The 21,431-nt window shown below is 69.9% G+C and carries 14 protein-coding genes; 6 read left to right on the top strand and 8 right to left on the bottom strand.

Annotation, left to right across the window (positions count from 1 at the left end; translation table 11 throughout):
- Nucleotides 1-91: 91 nt before the first annotated feature.
- From P3F85_RS17915 to P3F85_RS17880, 8 genes are read right to left on the bottom strand one after another with little or no spacing between them, the layout of a single operon-like run.
- Entirely contained in the window at nucleotides 92-2,314 is a 2,223-nt protein-coding gene (locus P3F85_RS17915; RefSeq protein ID WP_374009196.1) for an alpha-galactosidase, read from the bottom strand.
- 34 nt (nucleotides 2,315-2,348) lie between these two features.
- Nucleotides 2,349-5,483, bottom strand: a complete 3,135-nt coding sequence (locus P3F85_RS17910) for a glycoside hydrolase family 2 TIM barrel-domain containing protein (RefSeq protein ID WP_374009195.1) — start codon at nucleotides 5,481-5,483, stop codon at nucleotides 2,349-2,351.
- Between the two features lie 8 nt (nucleotides 5,484-5,491).
- Complete coding sequence (locus tag P3F85_RS17905; RefSeq protein ID WP_374010967.1) at nucleotides 5,492-8,458, bottom strand: alpha-mannosidase; 2,967 nt, start codon at nucleotides 8,456-8,458, stop codon at nucleotides 5,492-5,494.
- Nucleotides 8,459-8,517: 59 nt separating this feature from the next.
- The gene (locus P3F85_RS17900) at nucleotides 8,518-9,333 is read right to left on the bottom strand and encodes a ThuA domain-containing protein (RefSeq protein WP_374009194.1); all 816 of its coding nucleotides are present in this window, start codon (nucleotides 9,331-9,333) and stop codon (nucleotides 8,518-8,520) included.
- On the bottom strand, nucleotides 9,330-10,463 hold the full coding sequence (locus P3F85_RS17895) for a Gfo/Idh/MocA family protein (RefSeq protein WP_374009193.1): 1,134 nt from the start codon (nucleotides 10,461-10,463) through the stop codon (nucleotides 9,330-9,332). The genes P3F85_RS17900 and P3F85_RS17895 overlap by 4 nt, the downstream gene beginning before the upstream one ends.
- Before the next feature lie 8 nt (nucleotides 10,464-10,471).
- Nucleotides 10,472-11,380, bottom strand: coding sequence for a carbohydrate ABC transporter permease (locus P3F85_RS17890; protein ID WP_374009192.1), 909 nt, complete (start codon nucleotides 11,378-11,380; stop codon nucleotides 10,472-10,474).
- A 1-nt stretch (nucleotide 11,381) separates the two neighbouring features.
- Entirely contained in the window at nucleotides 11,382-12,326 is a 945-nt protein-coding gene (locus tag P3F85_RS17885; protein ID WP_374009191.1) for a carbohydrate ABC transporter permease, read from the bottom strand.
- Nucleotides 12,326-13,672 (bottom strand): ABC transporter substrate-binding protein, encoded by a 1,347-nt coding sequence (locus P3F85_RS17880; RefSeq protein WP_374009190.1) that lies wholly within the window; start codon nucleotides 13,670-13,672, stop codon nucleotides 12,326-12,328. Before P3F85_RS17880 ends, P3F85_RS17885 begins: the two co-directional genes overlap by 1 nt.
- Before the next feature lie 243 nt (nucleotides 13,673-13,915).
- Here P3F85_RS17880 and P3F85_RS17875 point away from each other — a divergent pair, with 243 nt between their 5' ends.
- The 6 genes from P3F85_RS17875 to iolD all read left to right on the top strand — a co-directional run bounded on the left by P3F85_RS17875 (nucleotide 13,916) and on the right by iolD (nucleotide 21,422).
- Nucleotides 13,916-15,127: an ROK family transcriptional regulator gene (locus P3F85_RS17875; protein ID WP_374009189.1), complete on the top strand. Its 1,212-nt coding sequence runs from the start codon at nucleotides 13,916-13,918 to the stop codon at nucleotides 15,125-15,127.
- Nucleotides 15,128-15,206: 79 nt separating this feature from the next.
- Nucleotides 15,207-16,139, top strand: coding sequence for a 5-dehydro-2-deoxygluconokinase (iolC, locus tag P3F85_RS17870; protein WP_374010966.1), 933 nt, complete (start codon nucleotides 15,207-15,209; stop codon nucleotides 16,137-16,139).
- Entirely contained in the window at nucleotides 16,126-17,091 is a 966-nt protein-coding gene (locus tag P3F85_RS17865) for a class I fructose-bisphosphate aldolase (protein ID WP_374009188.1), read from the top strand. The genes iolC and P3F85_RS17865 overlap by 14 nt, the downstream gene beginning before the upstream one ends.
- Nucleotides 17,088-18,593, top strand: coding sequence for a CoA-acylating methylmalonate-semialdehyde dehydrogenase (locus P3F85_RS17860; RefSeq protein ID WP_374009187.1), 1,506 nt, complete (start codon nucleotides 17,088-17,090; stop codon nucleotides 18,591-18,593). The genes P3F85_RS17865 and P3F85_RS17860 overlap by 4 nt, the downstream gene beginning before the upstream one ends.
- 4 nt (nucleotides 18,594-18,597) lie before the next feature.
- The gene (gene iolB, locus P3F85_RS17855) at nucleotides 18,598-19,530 is read left to right on the top strand and encodes a 5-deoxy-glucuronate isomerase (protein ID WP_374009186.1); all 933 of its coding nucleotides are present in this window, start codon (nucleotides 18,598-18,600) and stop codon (nucleotides 19,528-19,530) included.
- Entirely contained in the window at nucleotides 19,527-21,422 is a 1,896-nt protein-coding gene (iolD, locus tag P3F85_RS17850) for a 3D-(3,5/4)-trihydroxycyclohexane-1,2-dione acylhydrolase (decyclizing) (protein WP_374009185.1), read from the top strand. Before iolB ends, iolD begins: the two co-directional genes overlap by 4 nt.
- Nucleotides 21,423-21,431 lie beyond the last annotated feature (9 nt).

The following is a 21,431-nucleotide window of genomic DNA, read 5'->3' as shown; positions in this document are numbered from 1 at the left end:
TAGTAGCGCGCACACTCCCGAATCGATGGGACGCAACGCGCCGTTATCCCGGCGGGATTGCGGCGTGTTGCGTCCCATCGATCGCTAGCGGTCAGGGCGTCGTGACGCGGAGGACGACGACGCGCTCGGGGAACGATCGCGGCAACTGCAGCCCGGCAACGGCGAGCGCCTGACCGCTGAGGACCACACCCGAACCGTCGCCGAACCAGGCAGGTTCGGCGCGTCCACCGTCCGGCGTGCCGACGATCACGGGAGCGACACGGTACTGCGTGTCCGGGTCCAGGCCGGGAAGCGTGAAGCGCCCGTGGGGAGCCTCGTCGGACCGGCCGAGGAAGGCGAGGAACATCAGCGCCTCCGTCTTGTCGGCGGCGACCACTCCGTACAGCTGGAAGGCAGGGTCGATCTCGTCGGCGCGCACCAGGTCGCCGGTGTGCATCAGCTCGCGGTGCTGCTTGTAGAACTCCACCCACTCGGCGAGATCGTGGATGTCCCGCTCGCCCGCGCGAGCGATGTCCCATTCGATGCCGAAGTGCCCGAACACCGCCGTACCCGCCCGGAACGACAGCGCGTGCGTGCGTCCTGTCGTGTGGTTCACGGGGGAACCGACATGCGATCCGAGCATCTCGGCCGGGACCAGCTGCATCGTCCAGCGGTTCATCTGCTGACGTTCGAGGGGATCGACGCAGTCGCTGACCCAGATCCGCTCCGTCCGTTCCAGAACGCCGAGGTCGACACGGCCCCCGCCCGAGGAGCACGATTCGATCTCCCGCCCCGGGAACCGGCGCTTCAGCTCATCCATCAAGCGGTAGGCCGCGAGCGTCTGCTCGTGCACTCCCGCTGCACCGCTCGGGAACGTCCCCGCGTCGATGAGGTCGCGGTTGTGGTCCCACTTGATGTACCCGATGTCGTACTCGGCGAGGATGCTCGTCATCCGGTCGAGGATGTGCGCGAACGCCTCGGGGATCCCGAGGTTCAGGACCTGCTGGTTCCGCCCCCGCACCGGCAGACGTCCCCCGGTCTGCATGATCCACTCGGGGTGTGCGCGTGCCAGGTCGCTGTCCTCGTTGATCATCTCCGGTTCGAACCAGAGCCCGAACTCCATCCCCAGGCCCCGGACATGGTCGACGAGGGGTCCGAGGCCGTTCGGCCACACGTCCTCATCCACGAACCAGTCACCGAGACCCCGGGTGTCGTCACGACGGCCGGAGAACCAGCCGTCGTCGAGGACGAAGCGCTCGACGCCCACACCGGCCGCGCGATCGGCCAGAGCGATCAGGCGGTCCAGGTCGTGATCGAAGTAGACGGCCTCCCACACGTTGAGCGTGACGGGGCGGGGGCTGGAGGGATGCGTGCGGCGAGCGCGCAGGAACCGGTGGAAGCGGTGCGCCTGATCGTCCAACCCGTTGCCGTAGGCGCCGTACAGCCACGGCCCGCGATAGCTCGCACCCTCGTCGAGGAGGATCTCCCCGGGCAGGAGCAGCTCGCCGCCGCCGACCACCTGGGCTCCCGTGGACAGCCGCTCGGCGTAGTGCCGGTGATTCCCGCTGAACGCGACATGGACGCCCCAGACCTCACCGTGCTGGAATCCGAAGCCGGGCGTACCGACGCTGAGGACGGTGGCCGCATCGGGACCGGTGCGACCCTTGCGGCCTTCCCGCTCGTGGGTTCCCACCACGAGTTCGCTGCGTTGCGGGATGCGCTCCTTGCTCCACCGGCCGGCGAAGTCGAGGATCTCGCGGGCGCGCGCCGGTAGGGGCAGTGCGACGTTCAGTTCGGTCAGAGCGTAGACACCGTGCCCGGCGTTGCTCACCTCCGCCCTCGCGCGAAGCAGTCCACTCGCGAGGAGCTCGACCTCCACCACCAGGGCCAGGCCGGCGATCTCGTCACGCGCGCGGAACACCACGACCGCAGCACCGGCCTCCACGAGGGGCCCGTCGCGGCGCAGCCCGGCGTCGTCGCGGGTGGCCATCGCGACGGACTCGACGGTGAACCGCGGCGACCAATCGGCGCCGTTCCGGTGGCCCGTCAGGCCGGGCCGGCCCTCCCACCCGGCCTGGTGCTCGGGGAGCATCGCCACCCGGACGGCCTGGTCGACGACGTTCCCGGTGTCCGGCTCCTCGGCCGCGCCCACCAGCGCGCTCACCGACGCGCCGGTCTGCGGGCCGAGGGCTGCGCCCCAGTGCACGACGGACGGCAGTCGGGCGGCGGTGGCATCGAGGACGACGCTGACACCGCCCGCCCTCAGATGCACCAGCACATCCGGCGCGAACTCCGACGGAGCGTGAGCGGAGGAGGGAGGGGAGGTGTCTGGCACGGGAACTCCGTTGTCGAGGTGCATGGTCAGAGCGTCACAGCGCCGAGAACCGCACCGCGAGCGAGCGGGCCTCCGGGCGCAGAAGGGCATCGGGCCAGACGTCGGGACCGCAGGCGCGTGACCCGAGTCCATTCTGGGCGGCGTCGAGGTAGAGGTACGAAGCGACCCGCTCCGGCAGTTCGTGCTGATGGGTCGCCACGCCGACCTCCTCCGCGGTGTGCCGCGCGAGGGTGAAGCCCGGCCGGCGGCCGCGTGCATCCTGTTCCACGTCGAGGCGGAGCCACTCGCGGCCCTGCGCCAGCACGTCGAGTCGCCGCAGGTCGCTTCGGTGACCGCTCTCCTGCGGCCACGCGTACGGGACGGTCAGCTGATCGATGCCGGCCCGGTAGCGACCGACGAGCACCCCGCGTCGCGAGTCCGGGTACGACTCCCCCGGGCCGGTTCCGAACCAGTCGGCCTCATCCACGTCGAGCGGCAGGTCGAAGCGCACGCCCAGCCGCGGCCAGACGATGTCCCAGCGCGAGCTCGGGATGAGCTGCAGCGCCAGCCTCACTGTGTCGCCCTCCAGCTCCCACGTCTCCTCGAGGGTGACGGACTCGCGCGTGTCGGCGGCCGCCCACCGGGTGCGCCGGCTCAGCGTGGTCCCGGTCCTCGTGACGTCGAGGGCGCGCGCACTCAGGCGGTCGAGTCCGGCATCGCGCCACTGGGAGGCATACGACGGTCCGGGGATGCCCAGGCCTCGACCCTCCATCGGATCGCTGACGTCGTAGCTCCCCATGTGAGATCCGGCGTCGTTGTCGGTGGGTGCCCGCCAGAGTTGCAGACGCGGGCCCGTGACGGGCGCGCCGCCGAGGGCCACCAGGCGCCCGTCCGCGAACTCCGCCGGGCCGAGGGCGTAGCGTCCCGAGACCTCCTGCGCGTGCGCGCGGTCGGTTCGTCTCGGCGCGGCCGGCCCAGCGGGTGACGGGCCATCTGCCGGCCTCACGGGAACCCGTGCCTGCGACGAGGCGACGACGTGTCCGGCGGTCGCCCACGCGGTGTCGGCCGCAAGCTCCGCCGCCACGGTCAACCACAGCTCTCCCGAACCGGCGCCGAGGACCTCCTCGTCGAGCTCGACCCGGACGACGGCGGACTCGCCCGCCGGCAGCGGGCGACCGTCATGGTCGGCGACGTCGGCCACACCCGCGGCGATCGCCACTCCGTCCCGTTCGACCCGCCACGGGAAGACGAGGTCGCCCGCATCGGCCGAGTGGCGGTGGTTGCTCACGCGGACGGTGACGACCCGTCCGTCGGCCTCGATGGCGAACCGGATCGGCGCCGTCACCGCGGCGAACTCCACCAGCCCGGGCGTCGGGGTGCCGTCCGACAGGACCATGCCGTCCATGCAGAAGTGGCCGTCGTGCACTCCGGTCTCCCCGAAGTCGCCGCCGTAGCCGAAGAACTCCACTCCCTCCGCGGTGCGGGTGCGGATGCCGTGGTCCCGCCACTCCCAGACGAATCCGCCGTGGAGGCGGGGGAAGCGATCCACCAGGTTCTCGTATGTCTCGATTCCGCCCGGGCCGTTGCCCATCGCGTGCACGTACTCGCAGAGCAGGAAGGGCTTGGTGCGCTGACGCACGGATTGCGCCCCCGAGGCGTTGAGCAGCAGGGCCGTCGAGTCGCTGCCGATGCTGGTGACCTCGGCGATGGATGCGTACATCCGCGAGTAGACATCGGTGTAGTCGCCCGCGTGGTCGCCTTCGTAGTGGACGGGCCGCTCGGGATCGCGCGTGTGGACCCACTCCGCCATCGCCGCCAGGTTGGCGCCGGTGCCGGACTCGTTGCCGAGCGACCACATCACGATGCTGGGATGGTTCTTGTCCCGCTCGACGGTGCGCTCGATGCGGTCGAGGTAGGTCGCCCGCCACGCCGGATCCTCACTCGGGTTGTCCATCCACTCGTCGGTGCCCGAGGTGAACTGGCTGCCGCCGTGGTGGAAGGCATGCGTCTCGATGTCGCACTCCAGCATCACCCAGAAGCCGAGCTCGTCGGCGAGGTCGAGCACTCGAGGATGCGGCGGATAGTGCGCGGTGCGGATCGCATTCACGTTGTGGCGCTTCATCACCTCGAGGTCGCGGCGGACGAACTCCTCGTCGAATCCGCGGCCGAGGTCGGGGTTCGTCTCGTGCCGGTTCATCCCGTGCAGCACGACCCGTCGCCCGTTGACGAGGAAGCGGTCGCCGACGATCTCGACGGTCCGGAACCCGAGTCGCAGGCTGATCGTCTCGGCGCCGTCGCGGCTCACCACGGACGCGTCGTAGAGCCGGGGCGTCTCCGCCGTCCACGGCTGAACACGCTCGATGCGGACCGGCGCGACGGCCGACGCATCCGCCCACTCGACGTCGACACCGAGTTCGGGCACGCGCAGTCGCACCGGGAAGGCTGCGTCGTCCGCGCGCAGCTCCGTCTGCAGAGTCCCGGCTCCGGTCGCGTGGTCGTAACCGGCGCGGATCCAGACGTCCTCGATCCCGCCGACCGGTCGTGCCTGCAGCGTCACCTCCCGGAAGATGCCCGGCAGCCACCATTGGTCCTGGTCCTCGATGTACGTGGATGCGGACCACTGGTGCACGCGCACGGCGATGGTGTTGAGGCCCTCCCGGAGCGCCTCGGTCACGTCGAACTCCTGCGCCAGTCGCGACCCGGTCCCGACGCCGATCTCGATCCCGTTCAGCCACACCCGGTAGCGGGACTCGACCCCGTCGAAGCGCAGCACGACCGCCTCGTAGGCGTCGCCATCAAGCCATCCGGCTGGCAGCGAGAAGGTGCGACGGTGATCACCGGTCGGGTTCTCGTCGGGCGAGAAGGGCGGGTCCTGCGGGAACGGCAGCTGCACGTTCGTGTACTGCGGGGCGCCATAGCGGCCCTCACCGTGCAGGACCCAGTGGCTGGGGACCGGCAGGACGTCCCAGCCCGAGTCGTCGAACGCCGGGGTCGCGAAGGATTCGGGCGCCTCATCGTCGGGGAGCACGTCGGGGGCTCCGAGTGTTCCCGGGACGCCGGCCAGCAGCCGGAAACGCCAGTCGCCGTCGAGGGACAGCGTCGGCGCGTCCGAGTGCAGCCACGATCGGGCGGCACGTCGCCGCCCGGATCCGGGACCGACATCGTTCAGGTAGTGGACTGTCTCGTGCACGTGTTCCTTCACTCCGCGGCGCGGGGCGCGCGGAATCGCAGGGTCAGCAGCTCGAACGGACGCAGGTCCAGCTCGATTCGACGGGGAGACACCGCGCTGATGGCTGCCGACTCGAGGGGACGCTCCAACAGGTCGGTCGCCTCCACCGCCTCCCAGTCGATCGAGGTCGTCACCGTCGCAGTGGACCGGTCGCCATGCGCCTCGTAGAGCCGCACCACCAGGTCGCCGCTGCCGTCCTCGGCCAGCTTGACCGCTTCGACGACGACGGACGGGTCGGAGACCGCAATGAGCGGCTCCACTGGCGTCCCCCGGGTCGGCCGGGGCGGCAGGCTCTGCCGATAGCCGTCCTCGATCGCCTCGGGGATGCCGCCCGGGCGCAGGCTCACCGTGAAGGAATGGGCGCCCTGGTCGGCGGTCGGGTCCGGGTACAGCGGGGCTCGCAGCAGCGACAGCCGCGCCATCACCATCGGCCGCCCGGAGGGTGTCGCCAGGGTGCGGATGTCATGACCGTAGACGACGTCGTTCGCGATCGCCACTCCCCAGGCCGGCTCCCCCACCTGGATCCAGCGGTGCGCGACGGTCTCGAAGCGGGCGGAGTCCCACGACGTGTTGCGGTGGATCGCCCGGTGCAGATGCCCGAACTGGATCTCGGAGGCTGCGCGTTCGGTCCGGATGTCGAGCGGGAACGCGAGCTTGAGCAGCTTCTGCGACTCGTGCCAGTCGATGTCGAAGGCGAAGTCGAGCCGGCCGTCCACGAGCCGGAGGCGCAGGTCGACCGACGAGGCGCCGAAGTCGTGCCGGACGGCGACCGCGTCTCCGTCGATGCGGACGTCGGACGGCGTGAGCAGCTCGTGTCCCGACCGCTGGTCCTCCTCGTTGATGTCCCAGGCGTCCCATTCGCGCGGGGTGTCCCGCAGGAGCTGCAGCACGCCTCCCGCCATCCCACCCGGGAGCAGCTCGCGGTCGGCGGCGAGATCGCGCACCGAGACGAGCACGCCGCGGGCATCGACGATGACGCGAAGCGCCGCATCCTCGAGGACGAACACGTCGCCGTCGGCGTACGGGGTCGCCGCCTCCGGAACGGACGCCGCGCCGATACCCATCGCAGGCACGCCTTGCAGCGGCAGGGGTCCCGCGTTGGCCGCCAGCGGGATGTCGCCGTCGCCCGCGAGCGCGGCCAGCGCATCCTCGATCACCTCGCCGAGGGTCGCCGCGACGCGCTCGTAAGCGGCCTCGGCGTCCTGGTGCACCCAGGCGATGGAGCTGCCGGGCAGGATGTCGTGGAACTGCTGCAGCAGCACCGTGCGCCACGCATCCCGGAGCACCGCGGCGGGGTACGGCGTGCCGCGCAGAATCGTGGCCGTCGACGCCCACAGCTCGGCCTGCCGCAGCAGCGCCTCGCTGTGGCGGTTGCCACGCTTGGTCTTCTGCTGCGAGACCAGCGTCCCCCGGTGCAGTTCGAGGTACATCTCGCCGACCCACACCGGCGGGTCGGTCAGCTCGGCCTCCGCGGCGGTGAAGAAGGAGTGCGGATCGGACAGCTGCACCTGCGGGGAGCCCTCCAGGTCGCGCTTGCGTGCGGCCTGCGCGAGCATCTCGCGGGTGGGACCGCCGCCGCCGTCGCCCCAGCCGAACAGGGCGAGCACCTCGCGGGCCCGGCCCTTCTCGCTGAAGGTGCGCTCGGTGCGCGCCAGGTCGAGCGCGCCGAGGTCGGAGTTGTACGTGTCGGCCGGCGGAAGGTGCGTGAAGATCCGCGATCCGTCGATCCCTTCCCACTGGAACGTCGAGAAGGGGATGCGGTTGGTCTCGTTCCACGACGGCTTCTGCGTCACGAAGTAGCGGCCGCCCGCAGCGCGCGCGATCTGCGGGAGCGCAGCGCTGTACCCGAACGAGTCCGGCAGCCACACCTCGTCGCTCTCGACCCCGAACTCCTCCAGGAAGAACTGCTTGCCCATCACGAACTGACGGGCGAGGGCCTCGCCACCGGGCATGTTGGTGTCGGACTCGACCCACATGCCGCCGACCGGACGGATGCGCCCGGCGGTAACCGCGGCTCGCACCCGCTCGAACAGCTCCGGCTGGCTCTCGCGCAGCCATGCGTACTGCTGGGCGGAGGACGCCGCGAACACAAACTCAGGGTCGCGCTCGATGAGGTCGAGCACGTTCGAGAAGGTTCGGGCGACCTTGCGGACCGTCTCGCGGGTCGGCCACAGCCAGGCGCAGTCGATGTGTGCGTGGCCGACCGCGGAGACCCGGAGTGCGCTGGATGCTGCGGGCGCGGCCAAGACGCCGGCGAGCGCCTCCCGTCCGGCCGCAGCAGTCCCCGGCACGTCGTCGGGGTCCATGACGTCGACCATCCGCTCCAGCGCGTGCACGATCTGCGCGCGCCGGGCGGCGTCCCGCGGCAGCACCTCGACGAGACCATCGAGAGCGACGACATCCTGCAACAGCTCCCACACCTCGATGTCGCGCCGTGCGATCTCGAGGCGCACCACCCGGTAGAGGGGATCGTGACCCGCGGTGGCGGTGTCGCCGAGAGGGGTCGGCTCGTACTCGTACGGCACCTGGATCATCGGGTTCGCCGCCGCCTCCAGCAGCAGCCGGAACGGACCGGGGGAAAGCGGCACCCACGCGTTGAAGGGCTCGATCGCCTTCACGATCGAGCCGTCGGGCCGGTACGCCGTCGCCTCCGCCTGGAAGCCGGGCTGCTCGCCGGTGAACCCGAGGTCGACCACGAGCTCCGCCTCGTCGGCGGGCCAGTCGGCCGGGACATCGCCGCGGACGTCGAACCAGACCGTGTCCCAGGGCCGCCCCCAGGCGGCACCCACCTCGACTGGCTCGAACGGCCGGGTCACCGCCTCCGCGAAGGGGACCGGCTCACCGTCGACCTGCCAGCTGGCGATGGAGACGGGACGCGACTCCCGGTAGAGGGCGGGCTCGATGCGGAACCGGGTGAACCGGCGGACCCGCTGCATCGCGAGCGTCTCGGCATCCAGACGCGACCGTCCGTTGGGGTTGGACTCCTCCGCCACGCTCAACTCTCCCGCGACGCGATGGGCTCGCGGGTGTAGTAGTCGACGAGGCCGTCGGGCGACGGCAGCACCGGACGGTCGAACTCGCCCGTCAGGTACATCGGCGTGACGACGTAGGGCTCGCGCGCCCGCTCGGGACGCGCCCAGCGCACGCCGTTCGCGATCACGCGCTGCACCTCCGGCTGGTGGTAGACCGGGAACACCTCGTCGCCCGGGCTGAAGTAGAAGACGCGACCGTAGCCGCGACGGTAGGTCACGCCGCTCCGGAACACCTCGCCACCGGAGAAGCTGCTGATGAAGACGAGCTCCTCGGGTTCCGGGATGTCGAAGAACTCACCGTACATCTCCTGGCCGGGGATGACGATGGGCTGGGGCACACCCTCCGCGATGGGATGCCGCGGCGAGATGGTCCACACCAGCTCGCGGTCGGCGTCGTTGCGCCAGCGCAGGCTGCAGGTCGTTCCCATGAGGCGGCGGAAGATCTTGGAGTGGTGACCGGAGTGCAGCACGATGATGCCCATGCCCTCGAGCACGTGGCGGTGGATGCGGTCGACGACCTCGTCGGCGACCTCGTCGTGCGCGGTGTGACCCCACCACAGCAGCACGTCGGTCTCCGCGAGCGTCTCCTCGGTCATGCCGTGCTCTGGTTCGTCGAGCACGCGCGTGGAGGCGGTCACGTCCTCGCCGAGCAGCGCCCGGATCCCGTCGGCGATGGTGGTGTGCATGCCGTCCGGGTAGATGCCCCGGACGACGGGGTTCACCTGCTCGTGCCGGTTCTCGCCCCAGACGACGACTCGGATCGGTTGGGTACTGGTCATCGGGCGCCTCCTGACGCGATCGTGGCCGGAGCGGAGCCCCAGGCCGGTGTTGCGATACCGTCGGCAGCGCTGTTCCATGACGTGAGCAGGGCGGCGACATCGTCGCTCCGCTCGTCGGCGATGGCCTGGGCGAGGGCTTCCTCGAGCAGCTCGGCGACGACGACCCGTGCGCCGTCGCGTTCACTGCTCCGGATCGCGCCCTCGACCATCGCCAGGCTGAAGATGTTCGCCCGCACCTCGTTCTGCGGGGTGGTGCCGGAGCGCAGGGCCGAGACGAACTCCTCCAGGGAGCCCTCGATCCCCTCGCTGCCGTCCGGAACCTCGAAACCGACCCCGTCGGCCTCCACCCGCACGACATCGTCGCCGTCCCAGGCAGCCGCGCCGCGCTCCGCGTAGACGCGCCAGTCGGCGTTCCACGAGGTCTGCAGGCCTGGCGTGCACCGGCTGCCGGCGTAGACGAAACGCGCGCCCGACGCGAGTTCGAACTCGGCGGACGCCGCCGCGTCTCCGGCGAACCAGCTCCACGGCGGGTTCCACGAGCTGCAGCGGACCGCGATCGGCTCGTCACCGGTCAGGTAGCGCAGCTGGTCGAAGTGGTGGATGGACATGTCCACGAGCAGGGGATGCGCCATCTGCTCCCGGAAACCGGGCTCGTGGTCCTCGTGGAAGAACTGCGCGTTGACGGTCGCGAGCGGCCCGAGCTGCCTGACCGCTCCGCGGAACGCCGCCAGGTGGTTGAAGTACCGGCGGGACTGGCTCACCATCAGCAGCTCGCCCGTCACGTCCGCGAGCGCGACCTGGCGGAGCGCCTCGGCGATGGTCGGGGCCAGCGGCTTCTCGCACAGCACGGGGAGGCCGGCACGGAGGGCCTGCTCGTTCACGACGCGGTGGGCCTGCGGCACCGTCACGTTGATGACGGCCTCGGCTCCGGCCCGCGCGGCGACCTCGGCCACGGAGGCGCCCACGACGACGTCATCGAGGCCCGCGGAGGCCGCCGTGGAGGTGGCGAGTGCGACGTCGAGGTCGACGACGCCGACCGGGACCGCGTGCGGCGAGCGCGCGAGCATCCGGATCCACTCGCCGCCCATGGCGCCCGCGCCGACGACGACGACGGGAAGACGGTCGTTCATCGGAGAGGTCATCCTTTCACCGCGCCGCCGAGGCTGGAGCGGAGGAGGTGCTTGCGCACGAAGACGTAGAGGATCGCAGGCGGGGCGACATAGACGATGGCGCTGGCCGCGAGGAGGCCCCAGTCCACCTGGTTGTGCTCGCTGAACGCCCGGAACAGCCCGATCGACAGCGGGTACAGCTCCTGGCTCTGCAGCATCACGAGCGGGGTCAGGAAGTCGCCCCAGACGTTCATGAACGTCAGCATGGCGGCAGCGCCGAGACCGGGGCCGACCAGCGGCAGGACGACCCGCCAGATCGCCTGGAAGCGCGTGTTGCCGTCCACCCAGGCCGCTTCCTCCAGCTCGATCGGCACCGCGGAGATGGTGCCCTTGAGCAGCCACAGTGTGATCGGCAGCTGGAGCACGGCTTCGACCAGGATGAGCCCGAACAGCGTATTCGTGAGCTGGAGGTTCACCATGATCAGGTAGAGCGGGACGATCGTGGCCGGTGCCGGGATGACCCGGATCAGCAGGATGCCGTACATGAACGTGCGACGGCCGGGGAACGAGAAGCGGGCGAGCGCGTAGCCGCCGGCGACGCCCAGCACCAGGTTCAGCACGGTTGCGCCGATACCGATGATGAGGCTGTTCATGAGCAGCTGCGGCGTTCCCGAGTTCGTGAAGAAGCGCACGAAGTTCTCGAACGACACCGCAGGAAGCTGAACGTTCGGGCCCGCGTTGGCGTCGATCGAGCTCAGCACCACCCACGCGAACGGCACCAGGCAGAACAGCGCCAAGAGCACGAGCAGGACGTAGCCGAGGCCGCGCTGCACCCGGTCGACGGGAGTGAGGCGGCGCTTCCTGAAGCGCCGGCCCGGAGCGATGGGGCCAGGGACGGTGTCGTCCGGAGTCACGTTGCGACTGGTCAGAGTCGTCATCTCACACCTCGACTTTCGCGAGCCGCACGTAGACGACTCCCAGGACCAGGACGATCGCGAGCAGGATCATCGACGCGGCGCTGCCGATACCGACCTGCGAGAACTGCAGCGCGCGCTCGTAGATGTAGATCGCAGCCAGACGTGTCTGGCCGGCGGGGCCGCCCTGGGTGAGGAAGTAGACGAGACCGAACACGCCCACGGTGCTGATCGTGGTCAGCAACAGGTAGAGGAACACCGGGCCGCGGATGAGCGGGAGCGTGACGTAGCGGAACACCTGCAGCGCCCGTGCGCCGTCGATCCGCGCCGCCTCGATCAGCTCGACCGGGACATCCTCGAGCGCGGCCTGGAACATGATCATCGCGAAGGCGACGCCGCGCCAGATGTTGACGATGATGATCGACACCATCGGAACCACCTGCAGCCAGTCGGTCGGCCCCGCGCCGAAGATCCCGGTCAGCCGGTTCAGCGTTCCGGCCGGCCCGTTGGAGAGGACGCTGGCCCAGGCGAGCGACGCCACGACCTCCGGAACCACCATCGGCATGAGGATCGCGGCTCCGAAGATGCCCTTTCCGCGCACCCACGGCCGGCTGAGCAGAATGGCCGCGACCATGCCGAGCACGGTCTGGCCGATGATCGCCGAGTAGAGCACGAACTGGCCCGTGTGACCGAGCGATGACAGGAAGTCGGCGCTGGTCAGCAGGTACGAGTAGTTGTCGAGGCCGACGAACTTCGGGTCGCGGGCGGCGAACCCGGTGAGCTGGGTGTTCGTGAAGCTGAGGTAGACGCCGTAGACGGCCGGCACCACGATGAACAGCAGGATCAGCGCGACACCCGGCCCCAGCAGGATCAGGAGCAGCGGCCAGGAACGCCGTCTTCCGCGCCGCCGAGGCGACGACGGCCCTGAGGCCGCCGCCGCCGAGACGGGTACGTCGGTGATCGAAGTCACTACTTCACCAGGTTGGGGCCGAGCAGGTCGGTGGCATCCTTCACGAACGCCTCGTAGGCCTGCTTGCCGTCGGCCTTGCCGTTGAGGATCAGCTCGGTCGAGGAGGCGATCGCCTGCGCGATCTGGTCGGAACCGTCGCCGGTCGGAACGTAAACGCTCGTCGCGAGGTCCTTGCCCGCCTGAAGCAGCTTGGGCTCGTCGGCGTACGGCTTGACGTTCGCCAGGTCGTCGCGCGGTGCGGCTGCGCCGGAGGCGACCAGCTGGTCGGCCAGCGCCGTGCCGCTCGACAGGTACTGGGCGAGCAGCATGGCCTCGTCCTTGTGCTTCGACTTCTCCGGGGTGGCGTAGCCGAAGCCGAGTCCACTCCAGCCGAAGGGCTTGTCACCGCTGCGGAGCGCCGGGTACTGCCAGGTGTCGACCTTGGTGGTGAGGTCCGGGATCGGGTGGGCGCCCTCGGGGCCCCAGTCGTACTTCCAGCCCCAGGTGCCCTGCGCCGCGACCTGGATCTTGCCGGCCGGGAACTTGTCGTACTTGGTCGGCTCCCACGGGTTCGGGTTCTCGAGGTCCTGCACCGGCAGGAGTCCCTTGGTGGTGAGCTGGCTGTATAGGTCGAAGACCGCCTGGAAGCCGCTGCTCTTCAGGTCCCACTTGCCCGACTTCAGGTTGTAGTAGTCCTTGTCGGTGCCGCCGAGGATGGGCTGGAAGCCCTCGTTCCAGGCGCCGCCGCCCCACGCGGTTCCGGCCGGGAGCACGATCGGCGTGTCGCCCGTCTTCTCCTTCACCTGCTCCAGGCGCGAGATCAGGTCGTCCCAGGTCTTGGGCTGGCTGGTGTCGATGCCCAAGGAGGTGAGGATGTCTTTGCGGTAGAAGAGGTTCTGCACCCCGGTGTCGTGCACGAGGGCGTAGATGTGGCCGTCCTGACGGACCATCGCCTTCTTGAACTGCGGGTAGTAGTGGTCCCACCCGTTCCACTTGTTCAGGTAGTCGTCGATCGGCGCGAGGTAGCCCGCGCCGGCGAATCCGGGAACCAGGCTGTCGCCCAGGTCGATCAGATCGGGCGCCTGGCCCGCGATGAGCTGCTGGGTGATCTTGGTCTTGAACTGGTCGTCGGTCAGGACATCGGCCACCAGCTTGACCTTGATGTCCTTGCCCTGCTTCTTCATCGCCGCCTCGAAGCCGGGAAGCAGCTTCTTCATGGAGTCGATGCGGGTCTGCTGAAACTCCATGACCGAGATGGTCGTGGGCCCACCGCTGTTGCTGCCGTTGCCGCCGGGCGAGCAGGCGCTCAGCCCGGCTGCCGCGACGATACTGACGGCGAGGGCGGCGATAACGCGGGTGCGCTTCATTGCGGTGCCTCTCCTGCTTGCCCCGTTGGCTACTTTGCCGAATCGATGGGACAAAGCTTTCGTCCGAATGTTAGGACATTGTTCTCACGCGAGTCAAGCGTGCCTTCCGGAAAGGTTTACGACCGACCCGGGATGCCCGTACCGAAGACTACGCTGTTTCGCGAGAGACTCTACTCGATAGAATAATGTGCGAGGACGGCAACGAGAGCCGGCCCGGCCGAACCGGCCGCAACGGGAGGTGACATGCTTCGAGGCACCAACCTCCCCCGCCTCGGGGACTACAACCAGGCGGTGATCCTCGATCTCATCCGTCGCGATCCCGGCGCGAGCAGGGCCGATCTGCAGCGCAGCTCCGGACTCGCCTCGCAGACCGTCTCGAACATCGCCCGCCGCCTGATCGACGCCGGGATGATCGTCGAGTGCCCGCCGACCGAAGTCATCCGCGGTCGGCCGAGCATCCCGCTCACGGTGAACAGCGACGGCGCCTTCGCCGTCGGCGTGCACGTCGACCCCGCCCGCCTGACTCTGGTGCTCGTGGATGTCGCCGGCAACGTTCGGCACCGGCAGCAGCTGCGTATGCCGCAGCCCTCCAGCCCCAACGACCTCACGTCGCTCATCGCCGTCAGCACCGGCCGCCTCATCCGCGAATTCGGGATCGACCGGGAGCGGGTGCTCGGGCTGGGCATCGCCGTCCCCGGGCCGCTCGATGTGCGCACCGGCGTCGTACTGCGCCCGCCGCAACTCCCGACGTGGCGCGATGTGCACCTGCGCGCCGATCTGCACGACGCGACCGGAATGCCGGTGCTGCTCGACAAGGACGTCACCGCGGCCGCCACCGCGGAGCTGCGCAACTCGTCCAGCCCGGACTTCCTCTTCCTCTACCTCGGATCCGGCGTCGGCGCGTCCGTCGTCTTCGGCGGGCAGGTGCTGCGAGGCGGCAGCAACAATATCGGCGAGATCGGCGACATCCTGGTCGATCCCGCCGCCGAAGACCTCGGCTGGGGTGGCCGGCGCGGCGGACTCGCGGCAGCCTGCGTGCCCGAGGCCCTGGTCATCCAGGCGGCGCAGGCGGGCGTGCTCCCCCTGCCCGACCTGAACGACTACCTGGCGCTCGACGACGCCTGCACCGCGCTGGCGCAGCTCGCCGCGGACGGCGATCCGGCAGCCTCCTTCATCCTGGAGCGTGCCGCGCGCCGGGTCGCCGTCGGGATCGGCGTGCTCGTCAACTTCCTCGACGTGCCGCGGGTCGTGCTGGGCGGCCCCATGTGGAACCGGCTCAGCGCCGCCTTCGTGCCCCTCCTCGAGGATGCGGTGCGCGACGAACTCGTCGTCTCGCGCGAGTCGTTCACGGTGGTGGGGTCGGCGCTGAGCGAGCAGATCGCCGCGCAGGGCGCGGCGGAGTTGGTGATGGATCACTTCCTGGCTCCGCACGCCAGCGTCCTCCTCATGGAATGATTATGTTCTCTTGTCAGGACATAGTAGGGTGAGCGTCGTGAACCAGCAACCAGCCGATGGCGCCTACGAGGTGCTGACCATGGGTAGGGTCGGCGTCGACCTCTACCCGCTGCAGGACGGCGTCGGCCTGGAGGACGTCGAAACGTTCGGCAAGTACCTCGGCGGCAGCGCCGCCAACGTGGCCGTCGCGGCCGCGCGCCACGGGCGCAGCGCCGCGCTCATCTCGGGCACCGGGGACGATCCGTTCGGCCGCTATGTGCACCGGGAGCTCCGCCGACTGGGGGTGGAGGATCAGTTCGTCGGCGTAGCGGCCGACCTGCCGACGCCCGTCACGTTCTGCGAGATCTTCCCCCCGGATCACTTCCCCATCTACTTCTATCGCAAGCCGAAGGCGCCCGACCTGGCGATCACGGCGGACTCGCTCGACGTGGAGGCGATCTCTCGCGCCGGGATCTTCTGGGCCACTGTGACGGGACTCAGCGAGGAGCCCAGCCGCGGCGCCCACCACCGCGCGTGGCAGGCCCGCAGCAGGCGCGAGTTCACCATCCTCGACCTCGACTACCGCGCGATCTTCTGGGACTCGCCCGAACACGCGACGGAGGAGATCGCTCGCGCACTCCCGCACGTCACGGTCGCCGTCGGCAACCGGGAGGAATGCGAGGTGGCGGTCGGCGAGACCGATCCGCACCGGGCCGCCGACGCGCTGCTCGAACGGGGAGTCGAGCTCGCGATCGTGAAGCAGGGGCCGAAGGGCGTCCTGGCGAAGACGCGCACCGAGACGGTCGAGGTGCCGCCGTTCCCGGTCGCGGTGGTGAACGGGCTCGGGGCCGGCGACGGCTTCGGCGGTGCGCTCTGCCACGGGCTGCTCGCGGGCTGGGGCCTGGAGCGCATCCTGAGCTTCGCGAACGTCGCGGGGGCCATCGTGGCATCCCGTCGCGAGTGCTCCACCGCCATGCCGACGACGGCCGAGGTGGATGCCCTCTTGGTCGGGGACGCGCATGCTGAGCGTTGAGCGCCCCACGACGGTCGCCACCTCACGACTGAGCGGAGCGGACTTCGACCGTCTGCGCCAGATCCGAGCGGAGGACCCGGCACGGCTGCGCGCCCTGCTCGCATCGCGCCGCCGCCGGCCGGTCATCCGGGGCGACGGCCGGCTCTTCATCGTCGCGGCGGACCACCCGGCGCGCGGTGCGCTCGGCATCCGCGGCGACGAGCTCGCGATGGCCGACCGCTACGACCTCCTCGACCGCCTCGCGACGGCACTCAGCCGGCCCGGCGTGGACGGCGTCCTCGGCACTCCCGACATCATCGACGACCTGGCCCTTCTCGGCCTGCTCGACGACAAAGTCGTGGTCGGCTCGATGAATCGTGGCGGCCTCCGGCACGCGACGTTCGAGATGGACGACCGCTTCACGGCCTACGACGTCGCCGGGATCGTGCGAGACGGGCTCGACTTCGCCAAAACGCTGCTCCGGATCAACTTCGCCGACCCCGGCTCGGCGGCCACGATCGAGGCCAACGCCCGCGCGGTCGATGACGCAGCCCGGGCCCAGGTCCCGATCATGCTCGAGCCGTTCATCAGCGACTGGGTGGACGGGCGGGTGGTCAACGACCTCAGCACCGACGCGGTCATCCGGTCCATCGCCATCGCCGCCGGACTCGGGTCGAGCTCCGTCTACACCTGGCTGAAGCTTCCCGTCGTGCCCGACATGGAGCGCGTCATGGCCGCCACCACGCTGCCCACTCTGTTGCTGGGCGGTGAAGCCCGGGCCGCCGAGGAGGAGGTCTTCGAGCTCTGGGAGGGCGCGCTGCGTCTCCCGGGTGTGCGCGGCCTGGTGGCGGGCCGGAGCCTCATCTACCCGTCCGACCACGATGTCGCCTCCGCCGTCGATCGAGCGGCCGCCCTCGTCCACGCCCCTTCGTCGCCGACGACGGAGCCGGTTCCAGCAAAGGAAATGTCATGAGCACCAGCACCGCCACCGTGGTTCCGCACTGGATCGGCGGGGCCGAATCCCCGTCTGCGAGCGGCCGCACCAGCCCGGTCTACGACCCGGCGCTGGGGACCGTGACCAGAGAGGTCGCCCTTGCGAACCAGGAGGAGATCGACGCGGCCGTCGCCTCCGCGACCGCCGCCTTCCCTGCCTGGCGCGACCTCTCCCTCGCACGACGGCAGCAGATCCTGTTCCGGTTCCGCGAACTGCTCGACGGCCGCAAGGACGAGCTGGCCGAGATCATCACGTCGGAGCACGGCAAGGTCCTGTCCGACGCCCTCGGCGAGATCGCGCGCGGCCAGGAAGTCGTCGAGTTCGCGACCGGCATCGCGCACCACCTCAAGGGCGAGTACTCCGAGCAGGTCTCGACCGGCGTGGATGTGTACTCCACTCGTCAGCCGCTCGGTGTCGTGGCCGTCATCTCTCCATTCAACTTCCCGGCGATGGTGCCGATGTGGTTCTTCCCCATCGCGATCGCGGCGGGCAACTGCGTCATCCTGAAGCCGTCCGAGAAGGACCCGTCGGCGGCGATCTGGCTGGCGCGACTGTGGAAGGAGGCCGGGCTGCCGGACGGCGTCTTCACCGTGCTGAACGGCGACAAGGAGGCGGTCGACGGCCTCCTCACGCACCCGGACGTCGCTTCGGTGTCGTTCGTGGGCTCGACGCCGATCGCGAAGTACGTATACGAGACCGGAACGGCGCACGGCAAGCGCGTGCAGGCGCTGGGCGGCGCGAAGAACCACATGCTGGTGCTTCCGGATGCCGACCTCGACCTGGTGGCCGACAGCGCGATCAACGCCGGCTTCGGATCGGCGGGCGAGCGCTGCATGGCGATCTCCGTCGTCGTCGCCGTCGAACCGGTCGCCGACCCGCTGATCGGGAAGATCACCGAGCGGATGGCCGGCCTGAAGGTCGGCGATGGCCGGCGCTCCTGCGACATGGGCCCGCTCGTGACCGAAGCGCACCGCGACAAGGTCGCGTCGTACATCGACATCGCCGCGAACGATGGCGCAACGGTCGTCGTGGACGGCCGCGATGTCGAGGTCGACGGCGATGAGAACGGCTTCTGGCTCGGCCCGACGCTCATCGACCACGTGCCCACGACCTCGCGGGTCTACACCGAGGAGATCTTCGGACCCGTGCTCGCGGTCGTCCGCGTGAAGAGCTTCGACGAGGGCGTCGACCTGATCAACTCCGGCGCGTTCGGCAACGGGACCGCGATCTTCACCAATGACGGAGGGGCGGCCCGGCGGTTCCAGAACGAGATCCAGGTCGGAATGATCGGCATCAATGTGCCGATCCCGGTGCCGGTCGCGACCTTCTCGTTCGGCGGCTGGAAGGACTCGCTGTTCGGCGACACGAAGGCGCACGGCGCCGAGGGCGTGAAGTTCTTCACGCAGCAGAAGGCGATCACCTCGCGCTGGCTCGACCCGAGCCACCGCGGGATCAACCTCGGCTTCCCCGAGCACGACTGATCCGATGCGCCGGAACGAATGGTTCTTCCCGCGCGGTGCTCTCGCGCGCGAGGGCTGGGAGTCGGTCGTCGACGACGGCGTTCCCGGATGGCGGTACACCGGCCTGCGGATCGCGGAGCTCGTCCCCGGTGACGTGCAGTCGCTCGCCGCTGGTGCGGTGGAGCGGCTGGTCGTCCCGCTGGCCGGCAGTTTCACGGTCCGCCACGGCGACGACGTGACGGAACTTGCCGGGCGTTCCTCCGTCTTCGACGGCCCCACCGACGTGCTGTACCTGCCGACCGGTTCCGCCGCGGCCATCACCGGTCAGGGCCGGGTGGCCATTGCAGAGGCTCCGGCAGCGGTCCTCCATCCCGCACGTCACATCCAGCGCGACGAGGTGCCGGTGGAGTTGCGGGGCGCCGGACGCTCCAGCCGCCAGGTGCACAACTTCGGAACGCCGCAGACGCTCTCCGCCGACCGCTTCATCGTCTGCGAGGTCATCACCCCGGCCGAGAACTGGTCGTCGTACCCGCCGCACAAGCACGACGCGAACGACGGAGGCGAATCGCGGCTCGAGGAGATCTACTACTTCGAGACCGCCGTATCCCGTTCGGTGGCCGGCGGATCCGCTCCCCGGGACGCCGATGCGATCGGTTACCTCCGGACGTATTCGTCCGCTGCCGGAGACATCGACACCCTCGCCGAGGTGCGCACCGGCGACATCGGCCTGGTGCCGCACGGCTGGCACGGCCCCTGCGCCGCCGCGCCCGGCTACGACCTGTACTACCTCAACGTGATGGCCGGGCCCGACCCCGAGCGCGCGTGGAACATCAGCGACGACCCCGCGCACGGCTGGGTTCGCGACACCTGGTCCGGCCAGGACATCGATCCCCGCCTTCCCTACCTGCCCCGCCTTCCCGACCTGCCCGGGGCCGACCGAACTGGAGAGAACCGATGACGACCCGCCGGATGACCGTGAGCCAGGCTCTGGTCGAATTCCTCGCGCACCAGTGGACCGTCGACGGCGACCACCGCGAGCGCACCATCGCCGGCACGTTCGGCATCTTCGGTCACGGCAACGTCGCCGGGATCGGTCAGGCGCTCAAGCAGCTCGATCACGATCAGCCGGGCCTGATGCCCTACTACCAGGCCCGAAACGAGCAGGCCATGGTGCACCAGTCCGTCGGATACGCCCGGATGCGGCGCCGGCTCGGCACGATGGCGAGCGCGGCGTCCGTCGGTCCGGGCGCGGCGAACATGCTGACGGGGGCCGCGCTGGCGACGGCGAACCGCCTCCCTGCGCTCCTGCTGCCGAGCGACACGTTCGCGACACGCGTCGCCGACCCCGTGCTCCAGCAGCTCGAGCTGCCCCACGACACCGGCATCACCGTCAACGACGCCTTCCGTCCCCTGTCACGCTTCTTCGACCGCGTCCAGCGACCCGAACAGCTGTACTCGATCGCGCTGCAGGCGATGCGCGTGCTCACCGATCCGGCGGAGACCGGTGCCGTGACGATCGCCCTCCCGGAGGATGTGCAGGCGGAGGCGCTCGACGTGCCGCTCGGCTTCCTGCAGGACCGGGAGTGGCACCTCCGCCGGCCGCTGCCCGAACCCGGTGCCCTCGCTCGTGCCGTGGCCGCCATCCGCGGCGCGTCCCGGCCGTTCATCGTCGCCGGCGGCGGCGTCCTCTACTCCGGGGCAGAGGATGCACTCCGAGAGCTCGTCGAAGCGACCGGCATCCCGGTGGGGTCGACGCAGGCCGGCGGCGGCTCCCTCGTGTGGGACCATCCGCAGTACCTCGGCGGCGTCGGTGCGACCGGCACGGTGCCCGCCAACCGCGCGGCGGCCCAGGCGGATGTCGTGATCGGCATCGGCACGCGCTACAGCGACTTCACCACCGCGAGCCGGACCGCCTTCCAGAACCCGGACGTCGTCTTCGTCAACATCAACGTGGCATCCTTCGACGCGTACAAGCACGGGTCGCAGCTTCCCGTGATCGCGGACGCGCGCGAGACCCTGGTCGCGCTCCGGCGAGAGCTCACGGGCTTCCGGGTCGAGGAGGCCTACGCGGTGGAACTCCGCCGTCTCGCCGCCGAGTGGAACGCGACCGTCGATACGGCGTTCGCCGCGTCCGGCGCCGAGCTGCCCGGGCAGACCGAGATCATCGGCGCCGTCCAGAGCGCGACCGATCCTCGAGACGTGATCGTTCAGGCCGCCGGGTCGCTCCCGGGCGACCTGCACAAGTTGTGGCGGGTGCGGGATGCGCTCGGCTACCACGTCGAGTACGCGTTCTCGTGCATGGGCTACGAGATCGCCGGCGGACTGGGCGTCAGGCGTGCCGCACCCGACCGCGACGTCGTCGTGATGGTCGGGGACGGCTCCTACCTGATGCTGCACACCGAACTGGTCACCGCGGTCGCGGAAGGGCTCAAGATCATCGTGGTCCTCATCCAGAACCACGGTTACGCCTCCATCGGCCACCTCAGCGAGACCGTCGGCTCCGAGCGCTACGGCACGAGGTATCGCAGGCAGGATGCGGAACGTGGCTTCGACGGCGGGGAGGTGCTCCCGATCGACCTGGCGGCCAACGCCCGCAGCTACGGGGTGGACGTCATCGACGTGACTCCGGGCCCGGATGCCATCGGGCGACTCCGCGCGGCCCTGGCCGAAGCCAAGGCCTCGGATCGCACGACCCTCATCCACATCAACAGCGACCCGCTCGACTACTCCCCCGACGGCGAGGGCTGGTGGGATGTGCCGGTGGCGGAAGCCTCCACGCTCACGTCGACACAGGAAGCGCGCGAACGCTACGAGCAGGCGCGGGAGAAGCAGCGACCGCTCCTCGGCTGAGCCGCGCGC

The organism is Leifsonia sp. T36S-04, from assembly GCF_042465655.1.
In the GTDB taxonomy this organism is placed as follows: Bacteria; Actinomycetota; Actinomycetes; order Actinomycetales; family Microbacteriaceae; genus Leifsonia.
Note: the sequence above shows the minus strand (reverse complement) of the source record. Positions and strands in the feature narration are given on the sequence as shown.

Coding starts and splice junctions, on each gene's coding strand:
- P3F85_RS17905 (WP_374010967.1), bottom strand. CDS start 8,458: ATGCAGCGGGTCCGCCGGTTCACCCGGTTCCGCATCGAGCCCGCCCTC.
- P3F85_RS17900 (WP_374009194.1), bottom strand. CDS start 9,333: ATGACCAGTACCCAACCGATCCGAGTCGTCGTCTGGGGCGAGAACCGG.
- P3F85_RS17895 (WP_374009193.1), bottom strand. CDS start 10,463: ATGAACGACCGTCTTCCCGTCGTCGTCGTCGGCGCGGGCGCCATGGGC.
- P3F85_RS17890 (WP_374009192.1), bottom strand. CDS start 11,380: ATGACGACTCTGACCAGTCGCAACGTGACTCCGGACGACACCGTCCCT.
- P3F85_RS17880 (WP_374009190.1), bottom strand. CDS start 13,672: ATGAAGCGCACCCGCGTTATCGCCGCCCTCGCCGTCAGTATCGTCGCG.
- P3F85_RS17875 (WP_374009189.1), top strand. CDS start 13,916: ATGCTTCGAGGCACCAACCTCCCCCGCCTCGGGGACTACAACCAGGCG.
- iolC (WP_374010966.1), top strand. CDS start 15,207: ATGGGTAGGGTCGGCGTCGACCTCTACCCGCTGCAGGACGGCGTCGGC.
- P3F85_RS17865 (WP_374009188.1), top strand. CDS start 16,126: ATGCTGAGCGTTGAGCGCCCCACGACGGTCGCCACCTCACGACTGAGC.
- P3F85_RS17860 (WP_374009187.1), top strand. CDS start 17,088: ATGAGCACCAGCACCGCCACCGTGGTTCCGCACTGGATCGGCGGGGCC.
- iolB (WP_374009186.1), top strand. CDS start 18,598: ATGCGCCGGAACGAATGGTTCTTCCCGCGCGGTGCTCTCGCGCGCGAG.
- iolD (WP_374009185.1), top strand. CDS start 19,527: ATGACGACCCGCCGGATGACCGTGAGCCAGGCTCTGGTCGAATTCCTC.